Origin of the sequence: Coprococcus sp. RTP31081st1_H1_RTP31081_211007, from assembly GCF_040227275.1 — a bacterium.
In the GTDB taxonomy this organism is placed as follows: Bacteria; Bacillota; Clostridia; order Lachnospirales; family Lachnospiraceae; genus Coprococcus; species Coprococcus aceti.
In genome coordinates this window covers 190,229-215,901 of record NZ_JBEHVP010000002.1, presented here as the reverse complement: position 1 = coordinate 215,901, position 25,673 = coordinate 190,229, and the positions used below count along the sequence as shown (strand labels likewise).

General features: G+C 45.4%; 21 protein-coding genes, 1 pseudogene and 1 other annotated feature. All 22 genes and pseudogenes read left to right on the top strand.

Features of this window, described 5'->3' with window-relative positions; all coding sequences use genetic code 11:
* Positions 1–7 precede the first annotated feature (7 nt).
* The 22 genes and pseudogenes from ABUA31_RS05160 to ABUA31_RS05055 all read left to right on the top strand — a co-directional run bounded on the left by ABUA31_RS05160 (position 8) and on the right by ABUA31_RS05055 (position 25,552).
* Positions 8–676: a response regulator transcription factor gene (locus tag ABUA31_RS05160; RefSeq protein WP_004849887.1), complete on the top strand. Its 669-nt coding sequence runs from the start codon at positions 8–10 to the stop codon at positions 674–676.
* Positions 677–700: 24 nt separating this feature from the next.
* The gene (locus ABUA31_RS05155) at positions 701–1,720 is read left to right on the top strand and encodes a sensor histidine kinase (RefSeq protein ID WP_015534065.1); all 1,020 of its coding nucleotides are present in this window, start codon (positions 701–703) and stop codon (positions 1,718–1,720) included.
* A gap of 196 nt (positions 1,721–1,916) precedes the next feature.
* On the top strand, positions 1,917–2,345 hold the full coding sequence (locus ABUA31_RS05150; RefSeq protein ID WP_022215848.1) for a GNAT family N-acetyltransferase: 429 nt from the start codon (positions 1,917–1,919) through the stop codon (positions 2,343–2,345).
* Positions 2,346–2,377: 32 nt separating this feature from the next.
* On the top strand, positions 2,378–3,358 hold the full coding sequence (gene bsh, locus ABUA31_RS05145; RefSeq protein WP_349818903.1) for a choloylglycine hydrolase: 981 nt from the start codon (positions 2,378–2,380) through the stop codon (positions 3,356–3,358).
* Positions 3,359–3,391: 33 nt separating this feature from the next.
* A complete protein-coding gene (locus ABUA31_RS05140) occupies positions 3,392–5,389 on the top strand; it encodes a LacI family DNA-binding transcriptional regulator (RefSeq protein WP_022215846.1) in 1,998 nt (665 codons plus the stop codon).
* Positions 5,390–5,905: 516 nt separating this feature from the next.
* Complete coding sequence (locus ABUA31_RS05135; RefSeq protein WP_416810465.1) at positions 5,906–6,913, top strand: sugar ABC transporter substrate-binding protein; 1,008 nt, start codon at positions 5,906–5,908, stop codon at positions 6,911–6,913.
* A 169-nt stretch (positions 6,914–7,082) separates the two neighbouring features.
* On the top strand, positions 7,083–8,582 hold the full coding sequence (locus ABUA31_RS05130) for a sugar ABC transporter ATP-binding protein (RefSeq protein ID WP_004849900.1): 1,500 nt from the start codon (positions 7,083–7,085) through the stop codon (positions 8,580–8,582).
* A gap of 1 nt (position 8,583) precedes the next feature.
* Positions 8,584–9,603 (top strand): ABC transporter permease, encoded by a 1,020-nt coding sequence (locus ABUA31_RS05125; protein ID WP_022215843.1) that lies wholly within the window; start codon positions 8,584–8,586, stop codon positions 9,601–9,603.
* 21 nt (positions 9,604–9,624) lie between these two features.
* A complete protein-coding gene (locus tag ABUA31_RS05120; RefSeq protein ID WP_008402272.1) occupies positions 9,625–11,103 on the top strand; it encodes a glycoside hydrolase family 32 protein in 1,479 nt (492 codons plus the stop codon).
* A gap of 21 nt (positions 11,104–11,124) precedes the next feature.
* Complete coding sequence (locus ABUA31_RS05115; RefSeq protein ID WP_055145714.1) at positions 11,125–12,090, top strand: carbohydrate kinase family protein; 966 nt, start codon at positions 11,125–11,127, stop codon at positions 12,088–12,090.
* Positions 12,091–12,292: 202 nt separating this feature from the next.
* Complete coding sequence (locus ABUA31_RS05110) at positions 12,293–13,471, top strand: sugar transporter (RefSeq protein ID WP_173796260.1); 1,179 nt, start codon at positions 12,293–12,295, stop codon at positions 13,469–13,471.
* A gap of 235 nt (positions 13,472–13,706) precedes the next feature.
* A complete protein-coding gene (locus tag ABUA31_RS05105) occupies positions 13,707–14,222 on the top strand; it encodes a cysteine hydrolase family protein (protein ID WP_055145720.1) in 516 nt (171 codons plus the stop codon).
* A gap of 33 nt (positions 14,223–14,255) precedes the next feature.
* Positions 14,256–15,179 (top strand): NUDIX hydrolase, encoded by a 924-nt coding sequence (locus ABUA31_RS05100; protein ID WP_055145723.1) that lies wholly within the window; start codon positions 14,256–14,258, stop codon positions 15,177–15,179.
* 45 nt (positions 15,180–15,224) lie between these two features.
* A complete protein-coding gene (gene pnuC / locus ABUA31_RS05095) occupies positions 15,225–15,959 on the top strand; it encodes a nicotinamide riboside transporter PnuC (protein WP_349818902.1) in 735 nt (244 codons plus the stop codon).
* 16 nt (positions 15,960–15,975) lie between these two features.
* Positions 15,976–17,019, top strand: coding sequence for an AAA family ATPase (locus ABUA31_RS05090; RefSeq protein WP_349818901.1), 1,044 nt, complete (start codon positions 15,976–15,978; stop codon positions 17,017–17,019).
* 238 nt (positions 17,020–17,257) lie between these two features.
* Positions 17,258–18,145, top strand: a complete 888-nt coding sequence (locus ABUA31_RS05085) for a DegV family protein (protein WP_349818900.1) — start codon at positions 17,258–17,260, stop codon at positions 18,143–18,145.
* 140 nt (positions 18,146–18,285) lie between these two features.
* Positions 18,286–19,977: a putative bifunctional diguanylate cyclase/phosphodiesterase gene (locus ABUA31_RS05080; RefSeq protein ID WP_055223638.1), complete on the top strand. Its 1,692-nt coding sequence runs from the start codon at positions 18,286–18,288 to the stop codon at positions 19,975–19,977.
* A gap of 153 nt (positions 19,978–20,130) precedes the next feature.
* Positions 20,131–20,277, top strand: a pseudogene (locus tag ABUA31_RS05075) (polar amino acid ABC transporter ATP-binding protein); the annotation flags it as partial.
* Between the two features lie 59 nt (positions 20,278–20,336).
* Entirely contained in the window at positions 20,337–21,275 is a 939-nt protein-coding gene (locus ABUA31_RS05070) for a DMT family transporter (protein ID WP_349818899.1), read from the top strand.
* A gap of 166 nt (positions 21,276–21,441) precedes the next feature.
* Positions 21,442–21,730, top strand: a binding site (T-box leader).
* 84 nt (positions 21,731–21,814) lie between these two features.
* Entirely contained in the window at positions 21,815–23,536 is a 1,722-nt protein-coding gene (locus ABUA31_RS05065; RefSeq protein WP_349818898.1) for a carbon starvation CstA family protein, read from the top strand.
* Positions 23,537–23,765: 229 nt separating this feature from the next.
* Positions 23,766–24,641 carry an NAD(+) diphosphatase gene (gene nudC, locus ABUA31_RS05060; protein ID WP_055274084.1) on the top strand — a complete coding sequence of 292 codons (876 nt, stop codon included), beginning with the start codon at positions 23,766–23,768 and terminating at the stop codon, positions 24,639–24,641.
* 194 nt (positions 24,642–24,835) lie between these two features.
* Positions 24,836–25,552, top strand: coding sequence for a YgdI/YgdR family lipoprotein (locus ABUA31_RS05055; protein ID WP_349818897.1), 717 nt, complete (start codon positions 24,836–24,838; stop codon positions 25,550–25,552).
* Positions 25,553–25,673: the final 121 nt, after the last annotated feature.

Here is a 25,673-nt window from a genome sequence, read left to right as displayed (position 1 = left end):
GTGTGTGATGGTGGTTGAGGACGATGTCCTCATGTGCGATGAACTTCTGGATATGCTGACAAAGGCAGGATACAGGGCAGTTAAGCCAGATGGATTTGACAACATAATAGAACAGATACTGGACATGGCTCCGGATATTCTTCTGCTGGATATCAATCTTCCTGGCAGGAGCGGCTTTGACATATGCCGGGAGATCAAGAGGCGGAGCTCTGTCCCGGTGCTGGTTCTCACATCGAGGGACCAGCTAAAGGACGAGCTCCATGCGCTGGAGCTGGGCGCTGATGAATTCCTCACGAAGCCATGCCGCCGTGAGCGGCTTCTGGCCCGGGTGGCAAATGTGCTCAAGAGGTACGAGGGCAGACAGAACCTGATCGAAGGAGAAGGGTTTCTTCTGGACACTCAGACATACACTCTGTATATAGATGGGAGATCTGCGGTGCTTCCACAGAATCAGGGACGTATATTTGAGACACTTATGACAAGCGGAGGAGATGTCGTGTCTAAGGAGAAACTTTGTGAGGCAGTGTGGGGCACATCGGAGTATATAGATGAAAATGCCCTGCAGGTGAATCTTACAAGACTCAAAAAGAAAATGGCGGGACTGGATATGAAGGCAAAGATCATAGCTGTAAGAGGCGTTGGATACAAAATATTCCCTGGGGACGGAGGTGCCTGACCCACTTGTCAGAGTGGAGAAAATATGAAAAGATTTGGACTTGTTATAAAACAGAATATTGTCTGGCTTGGTCTGCTGCTTCTGATGGACGTGGCGTTCTGCTTCTTCATGTGGCTTGTGGCACCAGAGGCATTTGTCAGAATAAGGGTGCTGGTTGGCATGTTCACTGTGATACTGTTCGCGGCGGTGTGCTCGGTGCTGTGTATAAAGGACAGGAAGAAGATTGAGGCGTTCAGGAGATTTGTCACTGCCCCGGATGAACAGAGCGAGATAGAAATGAGGAGCCTGTGCGGGGCTTCTGAACAGGAATATGTGAGCGTGCTGTCGGAGGAGCTTCACGATCTGAGAGATTCAGTGATGCAGAGTGGCAGACAGCTCAGGGATTATCAGGAGTATGTGGAGAACTGGGCACATGAGATCAAGACCCCCATCTCTCTGCTGACATTTGTGGTGGACAACAGGAGAGATGAGCTGCCTCATAATGTTGTGATGAAGATGGACAATGTGACCAGCCAGATGCAGAACTATGTGGACCAGATGCTCTACTACGCCAGACTGAAAAGCGATTCCAAGGATTATCTCATGGAGAGCATAGATGTGGAAGAATGCGTGGATGAGGTGATAGCTGACTACAGATCCCTGCTTGAGGAGAAGGGCATACGGGTCAGAAAGTGTCTTGAGAATGGAGAGGTGTACAGTGACCGCAGGGGATTGCAGTTTATACTCGGTCAGCTTGTGAGCAATTCCATGAAATACACAAATGAGCAGCCGGAGATATCATTTGACTTCTGGACGGCGGGTGACAAAAAGCTGCTGTCCGTGAGTGACAATGGCATAGGTGTAAAGAGCTGTGACATGCCATACATATTCGAGAAGGGTGTCACGGGTGATTCGGGTGAGAACAGGAAGCATGCAACGGGCATGGGACTGTATCTTGTCAGTGAGATGGCGCATGATCTGGGTATCACAGTGACGGCAAATTCAAAGTGGCAGAATGGATTCGAGATAGTACTTGAATTCCCGGATGTGGAGACAAAGATATAAAAGTGAGGAGGCAGATACAGTGTTGTGCGTATCTGCCTCCTCACTTTTTACCGGGATATTTTATAATAAATTTATGAGTGGCGGTCTGTTAATAATCACTTTGATATTTTATAATGTAAGCATTGGTTGTAATTTAGTTGATGGTGCAAAGTCAGTTTACGTGGACTGAAACTCAGTGGGAAAGGAGAATATAATTATGGAGATCAGAAAAGCGACAGCAGAGGATTTTGATATTGTATTTGATTTTATAGAAAAATTATGGACATATAATACATATGACAGGGAAGAAATACGCAAAGTATATATGGACGTCATAAATGACGAATGCAGCTTTGCGTTTTTATTATGGGATGAAGGCATTTGCAGAGGTATGTGCCATGGAGACTATTTCAATACATTCTGGATGTCGGGGCTCACATGCTATGTGTCAAGTCTCATAACAAGAGAGGAGGACCGTGGCAAGGGATATGGTGTGGCACTTCTGGATCATGCAAAGGAGCTTGCAAAGCAGAGGGGATGCAAGGCCATCACCCTTGATTCCGGACTTCCAAGGACAGGGGCACATGGCTTCTACGAACACTATGGATTTGAAAAGAGCTGTTATGGCTTCGAGATGATGATATAAATTATCTGCAGAGATTTGTAAGGAGGCAAAATATGTGTACAGCAGCGACATATAAGACAAAGGATTTCTATTTTGGAAGAACGCTGGATTATGAATTCTCGTACGGCGATGAGATTACCGTGACTCCGAGAAATTATCCGTTTGAATTCAGATATATGGGCAGGATGGACAGCCATTATGCCATGATAGGAATGGCACATGTGGCGGGTGACTATCCTCTCTACTATGATGCTATAAATGAGAAGGGACTTGGAATGGCAGGCCTGAATTTCGTTGGAAATGCCGCGTATCAGGAAGCTGATGAGAGTGAAGACAGGGACAATGTAGCTCAGTATGAGTTTATTCCATGGATACTCGGAAGCTGTGCCAGTGTAGGCGAGGCAAGGGTGGCACTGGATAGGATGACTCTGACAGGAACACCATTTTCTGAGCAGCTTCCTACGGCGCAGCTCCACTGGATCATTGCGGACAGAAATGGTGCCATAACAGTGGAGTGCATGGCTGATGGGCTGCATGTGTACGAGAATCCGGTTGGAGTCCTCACGAACAACCCGCCATTTCCTCAGCAGATGTTCCTGCTCAACCAGTATATGGGACTGTCACCGAAGCAGCCAGTGAACACATTTGCACCAGAAGCTGGATTGAGCGCTTACAGCCGCGGCATGGGGGCCATAGGACTTCCTGGGGATCTGTCGTCCACGTCAAGATTTGCCAGGGTGGCATTTGTGAAGCAGAACAGTCTGCCTGCGGATTCTGAGGCTGAGAGTGTAAGCCAGTTCTTTCACATACTTGGCTCTGTGGATCAGCAGAGGGGCTGCTGTGAGGTCGCACCTGACAAATACGAGATCACGATATACACCTCATGCTGCAATGCAGACAAGGGTATATATTACTACAATACCTATGAGGGACATCAGATAAATGCTGTTGATATGAACAGGGAGGATCTGGACGGCGCAGAGCTTGCCAGATACCCTCTTATCCAGGGGGAGAATATCAATTGGCAGAACTGATGTATGTGGCTTACAAGGGAGAAAGGATGCTGTATGAGTAAAAGCAAGGTTACAATAAAAGAAATAGCGGAGATGGCTGGGGTGTCAATAGCCACGGTATCACATGTTATAAATAGGACGAGGTATGTAAGACCTGAGCTTGTGGATAAGATAGAGAAGATCATTGTAGAGACAGGATACCAGAATAAGATAGCTGATAAGGAGAGAAAACTGCTGGTTGGACGGGAGTCCACGATAGTTGCAGTCATTCCAAACATTGAAAGTACTATATACAGAGATATGGTAGCTTATGTGAAGCAGCTTGTCAGTGTGCAGGGATATCAGTTCCTTGTGGCGATAACAGACAATGATCTCAAGGAGGAGGCGCAGGTGCTTGCCGGACTTCTGGTGAATAAGAAGGTTGCAGGGATCATACATGCGCCGGTGAGTGATGTGGCATCTAACTACACAAAACTCATACAGTCGGGTGTTCCATTTGTCTGCGTGGAGAGAAATATACTTGGATCAGGGATAGACTCGGTTGAGTTTCGCGACCGAGAGGCTATATTTAAGGGCGCAGATTATTTGCTTGCGAGTGGACACAAAAATGTTTTGTTTTTCAGAGAGAGTACGGACAGTACCACCAGGGATGAGAGAACAAAAGGTTTCCTGAATGCTCTGGAGAAATACAATATAAATACAAATGATGCAAACATTGTTGATGTGACGTTGGAAAAAGGAGAGGATGACTGCATGCTGGCTATTCAGAAAGCCCTGCGCAGATACAGGCCGACCGCTGTACTTGCGGGGGGCAACAGAATAACTCTTTATCTTATGAAGACACTGAGAGATATGGGAATCGACTGTCCGGGAGAGATATCTGTGGTTGGATTTGGTGATGAGAGCTGGTCTGAACTTACTTATCCACCTCTTACAATACTGAGAAGAGATGTGAAGGGACTAAGTGCCAAGGCTGTTGGGATGTTGTTTGAGAAGATCAATACGGGAGTTGCCATATCGCATGACTGTTATGCAGATGTAGAGCTTGTAGTCAGAAAATCCACAAAGATGCTTGACAATGGACCATTTGGAGATAAAGCGGCAGCACCGGATTCGGTTGTACTGACAAAAGAAGAGAAACACAGACTAAAGGCAGGACATTACAGGGTTGCGATCTCTTTCCACTATACCGGAACGTCTTGGGCAGAATTGCATGAGAAGGGCATTCGGGAGGAACTTGAGCAGTTTGGAATAGATGTGGTGTCGGTTATGGATGCGCACTTTGACTCGGAACTGCAGAATGCACAGCTTGATGGCATAAGACTTCAGAAACCGGATGCAGTTATAGCTATTCCAGCGGATGACAGCCGTACCAGAGAAAAGTTTCAGGAGCTTTCAAAAGTGTCAAAGCTGGTGTTCATAAGCAATGTTCCAGATGGTATGTCCAAGAACAGCTATGTGTCCTGTGTATCAGTAAATGAGTCGGAGAATGGAACGAACACGGGAAGAATGTTGGGAGAATATTGTAAGGAAAATAAGAAAAAAAAGGCAGGTTTTATTATTCATGGCGCGGCATTCTATGGAACAAGAGTCAGGGATAATGCTGCTGAGAGAATAATCAAGGACAGTTACCCGGATATTGACATAGTGACGATCAGGAGCTTTGGAGAAATATCCAATGCATATCAGGTAGCCAAGGATGTGATAACTGCCAATCCTGAAATTGAGGCAATGTATGTGAGCTGGGATCGCCCAGCGCTTCTGGCTATAAAGGCGCTCAAGGAGCTTGGCAGGGAGGATGTGGCGGTGTTCACAACTGATCTTGACCATGGTATAGCCCGGTGCATGGAAGAAGGAATAGTCAAGGGACTCAGCACGCAGAGACCATACGAGCAGGGAAGAGCGGCTGCGGCAGTTGTTGCCAAGTCCCTGGTAAGTGAAGAACAGCTTCCAAAGTATGTGGGAGTTCAGCCGTATCAGGTCGAGCCAAAACAGCTCAGGCTTGCATGGAAGGAAATCTTCCATGAGTCCATGCCGGACAGACTTGGGTGATATGACATCCGTCAGAGAGAAAATTGTATCTTTCTGGCGGATTTTTTGCGTTTACACACAAGACCTTGGAAGATTGTATCTTTTTCGCCTGAGAAGTTCCCAAGGATACAATTTTGTGTCCAAGTTGCTGTAACCACACCCAAAAGAGAAAATTCCCGGGGAAGTGGTACCGGAGACAAAGGACAAGATTACAAGATACAAGGTGACAAGTAACGGGTGTCAATCATACACTACAAATCCCATAAGTATGACATATCGTAAAATATTTACGTAAAAAATAATAAAAGACCTGCGAACCCTATAATGCAATCGAGTGTTATTTGTACATAATGACGAATAAGCAATAAATAAAACACTTGATATTGACAATAACCGACAAAGGTTATATCATCAAAACATGCAAAGGACGAAAAACAGTTTAAAATTTACGTAAATTAAACCGGTTGTAAACAGTTTTTCGACAACGAGTTAGCAAAAACGAAATACATGATATTGGAGGTAAAAATTATGAGAAAGATTAAGAAGTTATTAGCAGTTGGAGCATGCCTGTGCATGTCACTCAGTTTACTGGCAGGTTGTGGATCAGGAGCAGGAGGCGCATCGGACGGCGGTTCATCTGAATCAGGTACAAAGCAGGAGAGCACGAAGTCATCCGACCTGTCATTTGCATTCTGTACAAACACACTTAACAACACATTCCAGAGTTCAATAGATGCAAAGCTCAAGGAACTCTGTGATGCGAACGGAATATCATATACATGTCTTGATCCTGACTACGATCTGAACACACAGCTCAGCCAGTTATCAGACGTGGCAAACAGTGGATACGACGCAGTGTTCATCATCCCAGTTGATTCAGCAGGTATCACATCTGGTCTTGCAGAGATCAAAGATGCAGGAATCCCAATCTTCAATGTAGATACAGCAGTTATCGAGGATGACATAGAGAACTTTGTAACACAGTTCGTTGGAACAAATGCATACATGGCAGGACAGCTTGTAGGTGAGCAGATGGTTAAGGATTATCCGGATGGAGCAGACATTGCGATCCTTGACTTCCCATCAAATGAGAGCTGTGTAGACCGTGTAAATGGTTTCCTCGATGGTCTCGGTGACAACAAGGACAAGTTCAATATTGTGGCACAGCAGGATGGCGAGGCTGCACTTGATGCATCAATGAGTCTTGCAGAGGATATCATCACAGCAAACACAGATCTTCAGGCATTCTTCTGCATCAATGATCCATCAGCACTCGGTGCTGCAGCAGCAGTTAAGGCAGCAAATAAGACTGGCAAGATCGGCGTGTACAGTATCGATGCTTCACCAGATGGCAAGCAGGCACTCATTGACGGTGAGTTCACAGCAGTTGCATGTCAGGTTCCTGTACAGATTGCAGAGTATGCATTCAACGCAGCACAGAAGTATGTAGGCGGAGATACGACCATTGACGAGAAGAAGGTATATCTTGATTCACACCTTGTACTCAAGGATGAGGCAGAGAAGACAGTTAACGACTGGCAGTAAAGCCGGACCGGCTCCGAAAATAATAGTGAGGAGCTGAACCCGGACTTGGCAGATATGACACAATGTAGATGCATATAACACGGGATAGACCGGGGATCTGAGATCTCCGGCCGTGATCCCGAAAAAGCAGGATAACAAAAGATCTATTTTAGAAACTTGGAGGTTTAATATGGGACAGACAGTTCTGGAAATGATAGGGATAAAGAAAAGCTTCTCTGGAATATATGCTTTAAGCGGCATCGACTTTTCCCTTGAGCTGGGAGAGGTACACGCACTGCTCGGTGAGAATGGTGCAGGAAAGTCCACACTGATCAAGGTCCTCGGCGGAATTTACCAGCCCGACAGCGGAATCATCAAGGTAAATGGCAAGGAGGTCAAGATCAACGGAGTTCCGGCTGCCAGAGAGAATGGTATAGGAATAATACATCAGGAAATCGTACTTGTTCCATATCTTTCGGTGGCACAGAACCTGTTTCTCGGCAGAGAGATAAGGACAAAGCTTGGAACATTGGACTTTGCAGAGATGAACAGAAGAGCAGAGGAGATGATATCATCCCTCGGTGTGAATATAAAGGCAGACACGATAGTAGAAAATTTGACCATCGCACAGCAGCAGATGGTGGAGATCGTTAAAGCGGTCTCATTCAACGGCAAGATAATAGTTATGGATGAGCCAACCTCATCACTTTCAAATGAGGAGGTTGAGCAGTTATTTGAGATCATTGAAAATCTCAGAAAGAAAAAGGTAAGTATAATCTACATCTCCCACAGAATGGAGGAGCTCTTCAGAATATCTGACAGAGTTACCGTCATCAGGGATGGTGCATACGTAGGAACAAAAAAGACATCAGAGACAAGCCCGAATGAGCTGGTTGCGATGATGGTAGGAAGAGATCTGGAGAGCTTCTATGCAAGAGATTACTGCGACATGGACAAGGCAGAGGTTGCTCTGGAGGTAAAGAATCTTTCCCAGACAGGTGTCTTTGAAGATATAAGTTTTTCGGTACACAAGGGCGAGATCCTGGGATTCTCAGGTCTGGTAGGTGCCGGACGAAGTGAGATCATGGAGGCGATATTTGGCGCAACACGGCTCACATCGGGAGAGGTGATACTCGGAGGAAAGCCGGTTCACTTCAAGAATCCAATGCAGGCTATCAAGGCAGGCATAGCACTGGTTCCGGAGGACAGAAAGAAACAGGGCCTTGTACTTGGCAACAGCGTGGCATTTAACCTCACACTTTCATCCCTCAGATTCTATATGAATGGAATCGCTATAAGTGAGAGAAAACGAGGCGAGGTAATTGACCATTATTCACAGAGACTGAGGATAAAGGCGGCATCGCCTGAGATTGAGGCGGGCAGCCTGTCAGGCGGAAACCAGCAGAAGGTGGTTCTGGGCAAATGGCTTGCAACCAAGCCGGATGTACTTATTCTGGATGAGCCGACCAGAGGCGTGGATGTAAATGCAAAATTTGAGATATACACAGTAATCAATGAACTGGCAAAGGAAGGCATAGCGATAATCATGGTATCCAGTGAGCTTCCTGAGATCATCAACATGTGCGACAACGTATGTGTGGTCAGAGCCGGAAGACTCGTGAAGAAGCTGTCAAAGGACGAGCTCTCACAGGAAGAGATAATGAAATACGCTGCAGGAGGTATCGAATAATATGGGCGAGACAAAGAAGAATTCAAAAGCAACTTCTATATTAAAGAACAATCCCCTGACATCCATAGTCAAGGGCAACATAGGAATCATAGTGGTTCTGATAATCATGTGTGTGGCGGTAGCACTTGCCACGGACAAGTTCCTCACGACCAACAACATCATATCAGTGCTTAGACAGATATCGATCAACACATACATAGCACTTGGAATGACACTGATAATTATACTTGGACACATCGACTTGTCAGTTGGATCGATAGTAGCCATGTCGGGAACCCTGACCGTAGGATTTATAGTTAACCAGGGACTCCCTCTCGGCGTTGCCATAGTAGCAGGACTTCTGGTTGGTACAGCAGCGGGCTTTATAAGTGGTTTTATAGTTGCTAACTTCAAGGTGCCTGCATTCATCATCACAATGGCCATGATGAACATAGCAAGTGGTATAGCTTATGTCTACACAGGTGGACAGTCAACACGTATCACCAACAAGATCTTCATCGAGATCGGAACAGGATACCTGTTCAATGTGATCCCACTCCCTGTAGTGTACATGGTAGTGCTCATCATACTGTTCAGCTTCATCCTCAGCAAGACAAAGTTTGGAACATATGTATATGCGATAGGTGGTAACCGTGAGGCTGCAAGACTCTCAGGTGTACCTATCAAGAAGATAGAGATCGTAGTATTTACAATATCTGGACTTCTCTCAGCATTTGCAGGACTTGTACTTTGTTCAAGAATGTACTCAGGCCAGCCTTCAGTAGGAAGCGGATACGAACTTGATGCCATCGCAGCCTGCGTACTTGGCGGAACATCCATGACAGGAGGTAAAGGAAGGATCAGTGGAACCGTATTTGGTGCCATGGTCATCGGAATCATCTCAAATGGTCTTAACCTTATCGGAGTGTCATCATACTGGCAGCTCATCATCAAGGGTCTTATCATCGCATGTGCGGTACTCCTTGATGGACAGAAGGGCAAGCTTGAGCTTCTCAAGAAGAAGAAACTGGCAGCAAACTAGTAGAAAGAGAGGACTGATAATATGGAGATTTTTAGAAAGATGTCCTTCGCGGATTCCACGGGAGATGCAATACCTTTCTACCACGAGGGCAAATATCATATATTCTCACTGACTTCCCCTCCGGGAACAACAGTGTACCCGGCAAGACTCAGAACAACATGGAGCCACAGTGTATCAGATGATCTGGTGCACTGGGAGGAGCTTCCTACAGCGCTCTATCCGGGCGAGGGCGACGAGCCGGATGCATCAGGAGTATGGACTGGATCAGTCATATACGGCGAGGGCAAATACCATGCATTCTATACAGGCTACTGCCTCACCGCAGAGTATCAGCAGACCATATGCCACGCTACAAGCGACGATGGAATCACGTGGGTGAAGGATGCAGCCAATCCGGTCATCACACCTATGATAGAGCTTTACGAGAAGCTTGACTGGAGAGATCCATATGTATTCTACAATGAGGAGGACAAATGTTACTGGATCCTCATATCAGCGAGAAGGTTGGATATGCCGATAACCAGAAGAGGATGTATAGTTCTCTACAGATCAAAGGATCTGGTCAACTGGGAATATTACGGACCGATATATTCACCGGGACACACCAACTGTCCTGAGTGCCCTGAGATGTACAAGATGGGAGACAATTGGTATCTCTCATACTCAAGATTCTCAGAATATGTAAATACAATATACAGAGTTGCAAAGTCACCATTTGGCCCATGGAGAAAGCCAAAGAAGGATGGCATAGGCGGAAGAAGATTCTACGCAGCCAAGTCCATGCAGGATGATGACGGCAGACGCTTCTACTTCGGTTGGGCTCACGACAGAGCAGACAGAAGCGACAGAGGTGAATGGTACTGGGGCGGAACCTTCTGCGTGCCGCATGAGGTAGTTGCCACAGCGGATGGAGGACTTGACGTAAAGCTTCCAAAGGAATATGAGCATGTATTTGAGAAGCCTGTGGCATGGGATTACATCCCTGTACTTGGAAATGCAGAGCTTCACGGAGACAGACTGGTTGAGATGGATTCAGTAAGCACATGTACATACGGATTCCTTGGACACAACGAGGAGAGCTACATGCTGAAGTGCAAGATCATGCCTAGAGAGGTGTATGACCATTTCGGTATACTGCTCAAGTCAGACAAGGAAGCAAGCGGATGCCTTCTCCTTGAGTTCGATGTGGCCATGCAGAGAGTGTCACTGGTAAATCTTCCTATGGGAGTTGACCCGTTCTGGGTTCAGTCCTGTCAGGCTGTGCCTCCTGCAACGGAGCCGGGCCCTGATGGAGTCAGAGTGTGCGAGAAGACATTTGACATAACAGAGGGCAGCGAGATAGATGTGAAGATCATCGTTGACCATGATATGGTGGAGGTATTTGTCGGAGAACAGGTAGCGTTTACATACAGGATATATGCAAAGCCTGAGTTTGAGACGGGACTTCTGGCACAGGATGCAAGAGTAGAATTCTATGACATAGAGATCACAGGAAAGTAAAATTCACAAGGAGGATCCAACATGGAAAAGAAATATGATGTTGTGGCTCTTGGTGAGTTCCTGATAGACTTTACCCCTGCCGGAAGCACTGATTCCGGGATGAAGCTCTTCGAGCAGAATCCCGGAGGAGCTCCGGTGAACATGCTCACGGCAGTCAGCAAGGCCGGACTTAAGACCGCGTTTATAGGAAAGGTCGGGGATGACATGCATGGCAATTTCCTTGTTGAGACGGCAAAGCAGGCAGGGATAGATACCAGAGGTATAGTGGTTGACAATACGGTATTTACCACTTTGGCATTTGTCACTCTGGATGAGAACGGAGAGCGTGAATTCTCATTTGCCAGAAAGCCGGGAGCGGACACAATGCTCTGTTACAAGGAAGTGGATACCGACCTGCTAAGAGACACAAAGGTGTTCCATATAGGTTCGCTGTCTCTCACGGATGAACCGGCCAGAACCACCACGTTTCAGGCGGTGAAGGAGGCAAAGAAATACGGCGCGGTGATATCGTATGATCCGAACTACAGAGCACCGCTGTGGGACAGCAGAGAAAATGCGATGGAGAGGATGAAGAGTATTCTTCCATTTGTAGATATAATGAAGCTTTCGGACGAGGAAACAGCGCTACTCACACCATTTTCCAATCCGGAAGAGGCAGCAGAGTATCTTCTGGGAAGCGGCGTAAGACTTGTTGCGGTCACCCTGGGAAGTGAGGGTGTGCTGATATGCAGCAGAGATGGAAGCCGGAAGGTTCCCGGATTCGTCAGCCATGTGGTAGATACGACGGGGGCTGGAGATTCATTCTGGGGAGCATTTGTATCACAGCTTGTCAGAGCGGATAAGAGACTGGAGGAGTTCAGTATAGATGAGCTTGCAGAGTGTGCAAGATACGGAAATGCGGTTGCGAGCCTGTGTGTCGAGAAGCGCGGAGGACTCAGATCGATTCCTGAAGAGAGCGAGACATTTGAGAGACTCGCAGTAAAGTAAGTGTACTACAATTTTTCACATAAAATTTTCCCTTAACCCTGAAGGCCGGAGAGTTTCCGGCCTTCTTTTTTGTACAATCTAACATTTGGACAGTATAACCATTCAAAAGTGCATTGACTCATAATTCCATTTCCTATAATATGTGGCTGGTGAACAAAAAAATAATCATATATACCACATATTATTAGGAAGAGGAATAAATATGAAGAGTAGATTGACGAGAAAAGAAATGCTTCCGCTTGTGGGAATGACCGTCTCGGCGTTCATATTCAACACATCGGAATTTATGCCAATTGGCTTGCTGACAGACATTGCAAAGTCGTTCAGCATATCGGAGTCGAAGGCGGGAATGCTTATCACAGTGTATTCGTGGATAGTCATGCTGTTGTCCCTGCCGCTCATACTTCTTGTGTCGAAGATAGATTTCAGGAAGCTGTTCATGGGAACGATCGCACTGTTTGGAATATGCCAGATCATGTCCGTGATCGCGCCGACATACGGAGTGCTCATGGCATCGCGTATAGGCGTTGCGTGTACCCATGCGATATTCTGGTCGATAGCTTCACCGGTTGCCATAAGACTTGTAAATGAAGAACACAGATCATTTGCACTGAGCATGGTCGTGACTGGAACATCCATAGCTACTATAGCCGGACTTCCGCTTGGAAGACTTGTTGGACAGTATATGGGATGGAGAGTTACATTCCTCATCGTTGGAATCATAGCATTTGCGGTTCTGGTGTACATGGCATTTGTATTCCCTAAGATCGCAAGCGGAGAGCAGTTCCATGTGAAGGATCTCCCTGCTCTTCTGAAGAATCCGGTGCTCATCTGCCTGTATATTCAGACGATACTGTTCGTGCTTGGATACTACACGGTGTACAGTTATATAGAGCCGTTCATGCAGCAGGTTGCAAAGCTCCAGAACAATGTCATCACTGTAGTGCTCCTGATATTTGGAGCGATGGGACTTCTCGGAAGCTATCTGTTCTCAAAGCTTTATGACAAGCACAGATTTGCATTCATCGGTACAGTCATGGCAACTCTTCTTGTGTGGCTGCTGCTTCTGCTTCCGGCGTCAAAGACGTTGGCGACCATGGTACTCCTATGTGCATTCTGGGGAATAACAGCCATGGCGTTCAATGTGACCACGCAGTCGGAGGTCATCAGAAGTGTTGATGAGAAGAGCTCCGCAGTGGCGACTGCCATATATTCAGGACTTTTCAACCTCGGTATCGGAGGTGGAAGCTGGATTGGCGGAATTGTGTGCGACAAGGGTGCGATATCATATATCGGTTTTATAGGTGCGGTGTTCGCGGTTATATCGGTGCTGTTCTTTGCATTTGTACTGCTCAGGAAATTGAAGCAGAGCGTGAACTGATAGTGTGTTGTATATAAAAAATATGATAGAAATATAAAGGTACGGCATAGCTGACATGCGGGTTTCGTTTGGAACGTGGAATATCAGCTATGCCACTTTTTCTATTAAGTTTCAAATAATGGGTTGACATATTATCAAAATGATAATAATATACAAACAACTTAGAGATATTATCAAAATAATAATAACTGGAGGCGCGTGTGGATTTCTTTATGAAAGAAGGAGGAGAAGAATTATGGGTAATAACACGAAAAAGACACTTATAGTAGTTGACATGCAGAATGATTTCATCGATGGGGCACTAGGCACAAAGGAGGCAGCAGCCATCGTGGAAAATGTGAAAGCAAAGATAAGAGAGTATGCTGACCGCGGGGATGAGATTATCTTCACAAGGGATACGCATTATGAGGATTACATGGAGACAAACGAAGGTCGTCATCTCCCGGTTCCACATTGTATAGAGGAAACTGAGGGCTGGGAGATCGCAGCTGGTCTTGAAGTCCCGGGAGCTATATACATCAACAAGACCAGCTTTGGATATACAGGATGGGGAGACTTCGACCTTCAGGATGTTGAGATGGTAGGTCTCTGTACGGATATATGTGTTGTATCAAATGCCCTGATCATCAAGGCTCTGTACCCGGAGATAAATGTCAAGGTCGATGCGAAGTGCTGTGCCGGGGTGACGCCGGAGAGCCATGAGGCTGCGCTGACGACCATGGCGATGTGTCAGGTGGACATAATCAGATAACGGCGGAAATATAAAGGAGGATGAAGCATACGTATGAAGACATATGAGATGAGTGACGAAGAGAAGGAATTCCTTGCCGGATATGACCTGACAAAATATGACAGGCCATCTGTTGCCGCGGATGTGGTTGTATTTTCAGTTATGAAGGATGACGAGTGCGAGGATGTAAGAAGACTTCAGGAGAAGAAGCTCAAGATACTACTGATAAGAAGAGGTGGATTCCCATATAAAGGAAGCTGGGCTATGCCCGGTGGGTTCTGCAGAAAAGGTGAGGATGTCATAGATTCGGCCAGAAGAGAGCTTTGCGAAGAGACCGGTATAGGAGATGCATATGTAAAGCTTGTCGGAGTGTATGGCGAGCCGGGCAGAGACCCGAGAGGCTGGGTCATATCATCAACTTATATGGCACTTATGAACGCCGGAGCCTGTAGCCTTAAGGCAGGAGATGATGCACAGGATGCAAGATGGTTTACGGTTGAACTGACAGAGGTGTCAGGCACAGGCGAAGAAATTGCGAAAAATGAAGTTGAAGCTTCATATAAAGTCCAAAACGGGAAAAGATACAGGCTGGTTCTCAAGAATGCAGACTCTGATATAAAACTTACGGCAGTGCTGCGAAAAACAGATATGAGCTCATGCGGACGAAGCTCGGACAGCTACGACATAGAGGAATGTGAAGGACTGGCATTTGACCACGCAAGAATCATAACAGAGGCGGTGCTAGGACTGCGGGAGGATGTCAGGAGAGATATGAAGCTGGCATTTGACCTGCTGCCGGATAGATTTACACTCACTGAGCTTCAGAATGTATATGAACAGATATGGGACATGGAACTTACCACACCTAACTTCAGAAGAAAGATTGTGGAATATGTTGAGGAGACTGATGCATATCAGTCTGGTGAGAGATACAGACCTGCCAAACTGTTCACACGCAGGAATGATGCAAGGAAGTAGAGACTAAGTGTAGTGGATTGATGTTTAAAAGGGAGGAATGAATAGATGACATTTAAGAAATTTATAAAAAATGAGATAGAGGGCTGGAAGAAGCTGGAGGTCACCTGGCTGCTTATCGCATGTGCAGTCATCGTGGGGCTGTCCATATATTGGGATGATACGGTTATGGGGATCATATCGTCCACCACAGGCGTGGTCTGTGTAGTGTGCACGGGAAAAGGAAAGTTGTCAGCGTACATATTCGGTCTTGTGAAAACTGTGCTTTACGCGGTTATATCGTATAAGGCTGCACTGTACGGAGAGACGATGCTCAATGCGCTATATTATGTGCCTATGCAGTTTGTTGGATTCTATGTGTGGTCAAGGCATATGAATGATGAGACGCATGAGGTCAGAAAGAAACACATGAAGGCGGTGGGAAGGATATTCATGGTGCTGGCGGTGGCACTTGGCACATTTCTGTATGGGCTGCTGTTAAAGAGACTCGGGGATGCCATGCCATTTGTGGATGCGTTTACAACGGTTTCATCGGTTGTGGCGATGGTTGTATCTGTAAGAATGTTCGCGGAGCAGTGGTGGATATGGATTGCGGTAGATGTGTTTACAATATATATGTGGGCACAAAACTTTGTGAGTGGCAATGACAACATAGCAACGCTGCTCATGTGGATAGTGTACCTTGGAAATGCCGTTATTATGTGTGTCAGATGGGAACGTGAGGTCAGAAGAAATCGCCTGGACGAAGTACACGTTTTCGAAGACGGCACGGCAACAGAGTAAGGGAGGCTGACAAGTTATGTATAGATATAAGGTAGGAATGTATGGGGGTTCGTTTGATCCGCTTCACATAGGACACATCCACGACATCATACGTGCTGCGGCGATGTGTGAGGAACTGTATGTGATGATAAGCTGGTGTGAGGGCAGAGAGTCTGCCTCAAAGGAACTGAGATATCGCTGGATACTTAACAGTACAAGACATCTGCCAAATGTGAAGATAATCATGATAGAGGATAAGGCGGTCTCAAAAGAAGAATATAATACGGATTATTATTGGGAAAAGGGAGCACAGGATATCAAGGACACGATAGGAAAGCCTATAGATGCAGTGTTCTGTGGTTCGGATTATCTTGGAACCGGCAGGTTTGAGAGCCTGTACTGTCCGGAGAGTGAGGTCGTGTATTTTGACAGGGCGGAGGTTCCGGTATCCTCGACAGAGATCCGTGAGTGGGCGACGGCGCATTGGGAGTATATTCCAGAGGTGTGCAGGGATCACTACGTGAGAAAGATTCTGGTTGTCGGCGGTGAATCCACAGGAAAATCCACACTGGTTGAGAATCTTGCGCTGGCATATAACACGAATTTTGTACGGGAGATAGGACGTGACACCTGTGAGTACGCGGGTGGCGAGAATTTCATGGTTGAAGATGATCTGGTGGAGAACTTCATCAGACAGAAGGACGAGGTACGCAGGGCAGCCAGGCATAGCAACAGACTGTTGTTTGTGGATACCGATGCACTGACTACGGGATTTTATTGTGATCTGCTCATGGATGATGATGAACAAAAACGCAGGCTTACAGATATGGCGGGCGCGATAAATGCAACAAATAAGTGGGATCTTGTGTTGTTCCTTGATCCTGATGAAACGGATTTTGTCCAGGATGGGACCCGGAATGAGAAAATAATGCGGGAGAGAAGGCATTACAGCGATTTGCTCAAGGCGTGGTTTGACAAGTATGGGGTACACTGTGAGACGATATTGGGAGATTATCTTGACCGATTCAACACTGCGAAAAAACTGATTGAGGAACGACTTGCGATAACCACTGTATTTTAAATGACAATTGATCGTATATATTAACATCCACGACATGGTTTTTAAAACAACGTGTTGTGGATGTTTTTGTCTGTTTTTTATCGTATTTATGACTATGAATAAAAAGCCAATGATGATACAATAGTAGATAATATAACAATCATATAGTAGGAAAAGGCTGAAAAAGTAAATGAAATGCAAAATTAAAACGTACAGGTGAAGACAGAACCGTACAAATATATTGGAGAGGTGGACAAACATGGCAAAGTATATCTTGAGCTGCTGCTCAACAGCAGATCTTTCAAAGGAGCATTTTGACAAAATAGACGTAAAATATATATGCTTTCACTACGAGCTTGATGGTGTGGAGCATCCTGATGACCTGGGACAGACCATGCCATTTGAGGAATTTTACAGAAAGATGACAGAGGGTGCGGCTACGAAGACCTCGCAGGTGAATTCAGATGAATATTATGATTTCTGGAAACCTTATCTTGAACAGGGGTATGACATACTTCACCTGACATTGTCATCGGGAATAAGTGGGTCTATAAACTCTGCAAATATTGCCAGGGAGGATCTGGAGGAAGAATTCCCTGACAGGAAACTCTATGTGGTAGATTCCCTGGGGGCTTCCTCGGGCTATGGGTTGATCATGGACACGCTGGCAGGCATGAGAGATGAAGGCAGGTCCATAGACGAGCTGCATGACTGGATAGAACAGCATAAGCTGGACCTGAACCACTGGTTCTTCTCAACAGATCTCACGTTTTATATCAGAGGCGGAAGAATATCCAAGACTGCTGGAACGGTTGGCACAATACTTGGAATATGTCCACTTCTCAACATGGATAACGAGGGCAGGCTGATACCGAGATCAAAGATAAGAGGTAAAAAGAAGGTTATTCAGGAGATAGTAAAGCGCATGGAGGAGAATGCACAGGATGGGCTTGATTATTCCGGCAAGTGCTATATATCGCAGTCTGCATGTATGGAGGATGCCGAGGCTGTGGCAAGGCTTGTTGAGGAGAGATTTCCAAAACTTGACGGCAAGGTGGAGATCAATTATATAGGAACTACCATAGGAAGCCATACAGGACCTGGCACAGTTGCCTTGTTTTTCTGGGGCAAAAGACGTCAGGGGTAGGATAATACATTGTGCATTCATTTTTCCACTGCTATAATATAGGAAGAGTTTATATTTATTAATTTTTGATGCGCTTGGGCCGATTTTGATATTTAAGACCGGACGATACGGGCTATGTGGCGAAGGCTGGAGGAGAGAGAATGGATAATACAATTGATAAAAGCATACAAATGGACAGTCAGATGAAAGAATTCTTCGAGTGCATAAGCGGGGACGCGGATACACAGCAACAGAGAATCCAGTGTATAAGGAATGGTCTTGCTGCTATTGCTGACAGGCTCAGGCTGGGAAAGGCGGAGATTACTGTTGATATTCCGAAAAACAGGTTTATGCCGCTTGGAGAAAGAAGCAGCGCGGTATTATACGAGAGAGAAGTGACTGAATTGGGTACTCCCGTTGATATAGAGATGAAGATCAGAACCGGTGGTACTGTGTTTATCAAGGATTATCCATATGGTCCGGGTTATTCAGAAGAGGAGATACAGACACACAGGTTTATATTTAGGGAGATATTTATTCAGTACAACCGGACATTGGCTCAGTGCATGCTTGAAAAGATCATGAATACAGATATAAACACGGGTGTTGCCAATCAGAATTCCCTGATGTATTATGCGGTGAATCTGATAAATAACGGACGGATTGGTGATTATACAGGCATATTTTTTAATATCCACAATTTCAAGTATGTGAATAAGGTTTTTGATTATTCACAGGGAGATGTGATACTTAGAAATTATGCGCATATGGTGAAGTCATATCTTGACAGCGATGAGGAGATAGCAAGGCTTGGAGGAGATAATTTTGTTGTAATCTGTCGTAATGAGAATGCGTCTGATTTTATAAGCAAGATTAAAGATGTTCATATGAGTCATGAGTTCAGATCTGTCAAAAGAGAATTACAGCTGGGAGTTACAGCGGGTATAGCCTGCCTGGAAGGCGTTGATAAGCCGAGGGAAGTTATGGCCAGAACCAGCATTGCGTATCAGGCAGCAAGAAAAACCGGAGCGGGCTCTATAGTGGTATATACAAAAGAGATTCAGAAGCAACTTATGGATGATCAGGAGATTCTGGCTGCTTTTCCCCAGGCACTTGCTGCGGGCGAATTTGTAGTATATTATCAGCCAAAGGTGAGGATTGCGGACAAAAGTATATATGGTGCGGAGGCACTTGTCCGCTGGGTGAGAGATGGACAGGTGGTTACACCTGCGAGATTTATACCGCAGTTTGAGAGAGAGGGAAGTGTGTGCAGGCTTGACTACTATATGCTTGAGCAGGTATGCGGTTTTTTGAAGAGCAGACTGGATAAAGGTCTGAAGATTGTGCCTGTATCAGTCAATTTTTCCAGAAGACATCTGGAAGAAGGCGATCTGGTGGAACGAATAACCGGTACCATAGACAGATTTGGGATAGACAGAAGCTATATTGAGATAGAGCTCACAGAAAGTGAGGATTATCAGAATTATGAGATCATGTCCAGCGTGATAGGAAGACTCAAGGAACGAGGCATAAGTACATCCATAGATGATTTTGGTACAGGATTTTCTTCGCTCAACATGATCAAAAAGGTTGACCTTGATACCATCAAGATAGACAAATCGCTGATACCTTTTGACGATGTAAACAATAATAAGCATCAGGATATAGTAATGTTTTCAAGCATAATAGACCTCATAGGCCGGCTCGGGAAAAAGTCAGTTGCGGAGGGCGTTGAGACAACTCAGCAGCTTGACTATCTGGAAAAGCTTGGCTGTGATATAGTACAGGGATATGTGTTTGACAAGCCCCTGCCAAAGGATGAATTTGAGCAAAGGCTGGAGTCGGGATATTAAAAAGCGGCAATGGAGCCATATGAACTCCATTGCCGCTTTTTGTGTATGTAGTAAAACGGTAAAATATATATACATGGGGACTTGTTTCTTCACCGGGAAAATGATAAAACTGTTGGGAGGATTGATAAAGAAACACAGCAAAAACTGCTGCTTGAGATGGGGTTTGCCAGGGAAGTGGCTGACCGTGTTATATTTATGGCCGATGGGATCATAGTTGAGGATGGAACTCCGGAGCAGCTGTTCGGGGATCCGCAGAATGACAGGACAAAGGCTTTTCTCAGTTCAATTCTCAACACATAATAGAGTGCCTGTATGTTGTATGCTGTGGCACGGATTAAAAAGAACGAGAGGTTTCACAGATGAAGAGTAGACAGGTAAGGAATTCACTGCTGCTAGTTTTGACAGCTTTTATATGGGGCGTAGCCTTTGTTGCGCAGAGACAGGGAGGAGATGCGGTTGGACCATTCTCTTTCAACGGAATAAGGTCACTGATTGGCGGTGCTGTTCTTATACCGGTCATATTTATAATTGACAGGATAAAACCATCTGATAGGAAACCGAGTAATAGATCAGATAGAAAGAGACTTGTGATTGGCGGTATATGCTGTGGAACTGTTCTGTTCCTGGCAAGCTCTGCACAGCAGCTTGGACTTTATATGGGAACACCGGCGGGAAAAGCGGGATTCCTCACAGCGTGTTACATATTGCTGGTTCCAATTCTGAGTCTGTTTTTGAAGAAGAAATGTGGCTGGAATATATGGCTTGGAATAGTTATAGCTGTGGTGGGGCTTTATCTGCTTTGTATGAGCAGCTCACTGTCATTTCAGAGCAGTGATCTTATGGTGCTTGTATGTGCATTGCTTTTTGCAGTACATATACTTGTGATAGACCATTTCTCACCGCTTGTGGACGGAGTCAGAATGTCATGTATACAGTTTTGGGTATGCGGGATTCTCAGCATATTCTTGGCGTTTTTCTCGGAGATGCATCATAGTGTGGCTGGAATTGCGGCATGGGTGCAGCCTCTCGGTACATTGAGTGCGTGGATTCCGATACTCTATGCAGGAGTGTTGTCATGTGGCGTGGCATATACACTTCAGATAGTTGGACAGAACGGACTAAATCCCACTGTCGCTTCAATGATCATGAGCCTTGAGTCGGTATTCTCTGTCATTGCCGGTTGGATCATCCTTGGAGAACGTATGGGGGTAAGACAGCTTGCAGGATGCGGGCTGATATTTGCCGCAATACTTCTGGCACAGATCCCGGTCGGACGAGGGAAGAAAGAGATGGCATGAACGTCTTGAGAGCCGATGATAAAAATACTTTGTTTTCACAAGAAAAAATATGCCGCAGGCGTACATATATCGTTGAAACACTTGAAAAAAATGCGAGTTTTTATTTACTTGCAAAAATGGGTTGACATTAAAATACTTCAGTGCTAGTTTAGGTACCGAACAAAGAGCAAATGCAAAGAACAGAATACGGTCGTCAAAGATCGCATACTTCAGAGAGCCGCCGGTTGGTGTGAGACGGTGTATGTCCTTGATGATTATCCTCTGCGAGCAGTGCACTGAATTCCCTGGTCATGAGATGCCAGAGACATTAGGTGTCACCGGTTTTCTACCGTTACATAGAAACTTATTTCAGTAGACAGTGAGTAGTGGTCAGGCGAGATAAGGTCGGAGAGGTCATCCTTTTATGATGGCAAATAAAGTGGTAACGCGGAAGTATACAGGCTTTCGTCTTTATGAGATTGCATAAAGACGAAAGCCTTTTTTAATTTACTCTTTGCAAAAATGAGATATCGCCATAAGGCGTGAGAAAGGAGAAAGATATGAATAGTTTGGTAATTGTTCTTATCGCAGTAGTAGTTTTAGGTGCTGGCTATCTTGGCTATGGAAGATGGCTTGCAAAGAAATGGGGTGTAGATCCAAATGCAAAGACACCAGCAGTTGCAAATGAGGATGGCAAGGATTATGTACCATCATCAAAGCTTACAGTATTTGCACATCAGTTTTCATCGATAGCAGGTGCCGGCCCTGTCCAGGGACCTATCATCGCAGCCATGTTCGGATGGGTACCAGTTTTACTCTGGCTGCTTGTCGGAGGCGTATTTTTTGGTGCAGTTCAGGATTTTGGTTCACTTTACGCATCAGTTAAAAATGGTGGTAAGTCAATAGGACTTGTCATCGAGAAGTACATAGGCAAGGCAGGAAGAAGATTCTTCTCACTGTTCTGCTGGCTCTTTACACTTCTTGTTATAGCAGCATTTACATCGATGGTTTCATCGACATTTAACGGTTTCACAGCAGGCGCTGACGGAGCTGTGACAAAGAACTTCAATGGTGCTGCAGCTGCTACAGTTTCAATGCTGTTCATAGTAGTAGCCATGGTATTCGGTGTGGTTATGAAGACATGCAAGAATATGAAGGAGTGGCTCAAAGCTATAGTAGCCATCGTCCTCATCGTTGCAATGTTTGCAGTAGGTATGAAATGTCCTTGGTACTTAAATGGTGACCAGTGGAATTACGTAATCATGGCTTACCTCTTCCTCGCATCAGTTCTTCCAATGTGGTTACTCATGCAGCCAAGAGATTACATGACAACATTCATGCTCATCGGTATGTTAGTTGGTGCATTTGTCGGAGTTCTGGTAGGACATCCTGATATGAACCTGAATGCATTCAATGGTTTCACAGTTGTATCATCAACAGGAGCTAAGAGTTATCTGTTTCCAACATTGTTTGTAACGATCGCCTGTGGTGCGGTTTCCGGTTTCCACAGCCTTGTTTCATCAGGAACATCATCTAAGACAGTAAGAAATGAAAAAGATATGCTTTTCGTAGGTTATGGCGCAATGATCCTTGAGACGCTCCTCGGAGTTATCTCACTTATAGTAGTTGGTGCTGTCGCAGTTGGCGGCAAGGCTCCAGAGGGTCTTACACCTTTCCAGATCTTCTCACAGGGTATCGCAGGATTCCTCGAGAAGTTCGGACTTCCAAACTCAGTTGCAAATGTATTCATGACAATGTGTGTATCAGCACTTGCTCTTACATCACTTGACTCAGTTGCACGTATCGGACGTATGTCATTCCAGGAGCTCTTCATGGGAGACACAACAGATACATCCAAGATGCCTGTATGGCAGAAGATACTTACAAACAAGTATTTTGCAACAGTTATAACACTGTTCTTTGGTTATCTTCTCTGCAAGGGTGGATATTCAAATGTATGGCCACTCTTCGGATCAGCAAACCAGATGCTTGCAGCCCTTGTACTTATAGGCGTAGCAGTATTCCTCAAGGCAACAAACAGAAAGCATGCAATGCTCTACCCACCTATGCTGATAATGCTTGCTGTTACATTTACAGCTATCGTGCTCAATGTAATAGGCAATATTCAGAAGTTCCAGGCTGGAACAGCAACATTCCTTGTAGAGGGACTTCAGCTTATAGTAGCAGTATTCCTTATCGTGCTTGGTATCATCGTGGCCATCACATGTATCAAGAAGCTCGTTCTTATGAAGAAGGAGAATGCTGAGAAGGCAGAGGCTTAATAGATGAGCGGGGGTTCCCCGTAAAGATTTTAAATACAATATATACATAAAAAAGATCAGGCGATTGGTGAAATACCGATTGTCTGATTTTTTATGTTTACATGGCATGGCTGTAACCAACATTAAGGATTGACAGGCTGAAGTCTTTGAAGGAAAATAATAGGGAAAATGAGGGATGTCATTCTCTTTGAGATCTTTGGACATCTGTAATAGTGGAGGAAATATAGGTATGATACAGGATATAGAACCACAGAGGTTTAATAATCAATATAGTAACAGGAGAGAACCAGAGGATCACGATATGGTTCTCTCTTTTTCTGAGAAAATGATATTTGCGAAAGTTATGGATGATGAGAACCTGCTTGGGTTTATGACGTATGGAGAACTGCAGAAAATAACCGGATGCGATAGGAAAATAGGGGATCTGGTTTATCTCTTTTCAATAGATGATACCGCATATTTTATGTGGAATGGAGATAACAGACTTGCTGCCCCGGGCTATGAATACCGAAGCATGTATAAGACAAGGGCTTGCTATCCGAAGACTGCGGTTCTTGCGGCGGCGACAGGCTGGCATCTGTCGCTTTGGTACAGGACCAACAGGTTCTGTGGTGCCTGTGGAGAGAGAACTGTTCATGATGAGAAAGAGAGGATGCTCAGATGTCCGTCATGCGGCAGGCTGATATTTCCAGTCATAGCTCCTGCTGTCATAGTGGGCGTGATCGACGGCGACAGGATCATACTTACCACATATGCGGGCAGGGAGTACAAGAGATATGCCCTGATAGCGGGATTTACCGAGATAGGGGAGAGCGCTGAGCAGACCGTCAGACGGGAGGTCATGGAGGAGGTCGGCATCAGCGTTAAGAATATCACTTATTACAAGTCACAGCCATGGGGCTATGACAGCAATCTTCTCATGGGTTATTTCTGTCAGGCAGACATACCGGAGGGCGGTGACGGACATCTGACTATAGACAGACAGGAGCTTGCAACCGGAGAGTGGGTGAACCGTGATGATATTCCAGACTATCCGGAGCACCTGAGTCTCACACATGAGATGATGGTATACTTTAAAGAGCACGGACAGGAAGTGTTTAAGTGACAAATAGAGCTAAGATGTAATATCCATTGAATATCCGGACGGGCAGCATAAGATTATTTAAGTTTTAAACGGTTGTGTAAATGTATGGAGTTATTGTATTATAGACAAATCAAGTATATGGATACTTGAGAAAAATATGGGAGAATGTTTCTTTATATAATAAGACATTAAAAATGGGATTATATCGAGAAAAAATGGGTAAATGGAATATGAAAAAGACAGGAATTGTGATATGTGTGCTTGCGGCACTGGTGGGACTTGCAGGATGTTCATCAGTGGTAAGCAGTGATAAAACAGATAGAACCAAATCGGGTATAGAGAGTCAAGGAAAGTTCAAGGTCAATACGCCGGATGAGGAGTGGTTCAAGGAGACTGCCCTAGATGTGGCGGCTTCGGTGAACGAACTTGCAAATGATGAAGCTTATATAAAGATAATGGGCGGAAGTGACGAGGTTGCTGAAGTCGCAAGTGACTGGGGGGGTAATATAGCCGACACAAGTGGCAAGATTGCAGTTGTGATAATCTCGGATAAAGCAGCAAAATTCATTATGGGGCAGACTGATGGTGAAACGTCCCTATCCGATACGGCCAGAGACCGTGTTGAAAAAAATGCGTGCTTGGCATTTGGAAATTATGTGACCGCCAGCGCTGGGGGAGCGAGTGCATTGGCGGCCTCATCAATACTTAGGTATGATCAGGCGTATGTAGTAAGTGAACCGGTGCTGGATCAGGTGTGGGTGATCCCAGCTGGGGAGGAATGTGCACTGTGGATAGCCTATAGTAACTGTGGTGACGGAATAGTGAGCGTGAGTGGAAGTTACATGGCACTCCCTGATGGTCAGACTGTGGAGGAGGCTGCGGATTCACTGTTCAGCACGTGGGGGTTAGAAGTAGAGGTGCACGAGTGGTAAAGTCACTTTGATATATGTGTTTTAAATAAACGGCGGAGACAATGACTCCGCCGTTTATTTTGTTTATATTCCGGAGTGCTCCGGCATTTGCAAGAAAATAAAATATGATAAAAATAATAAG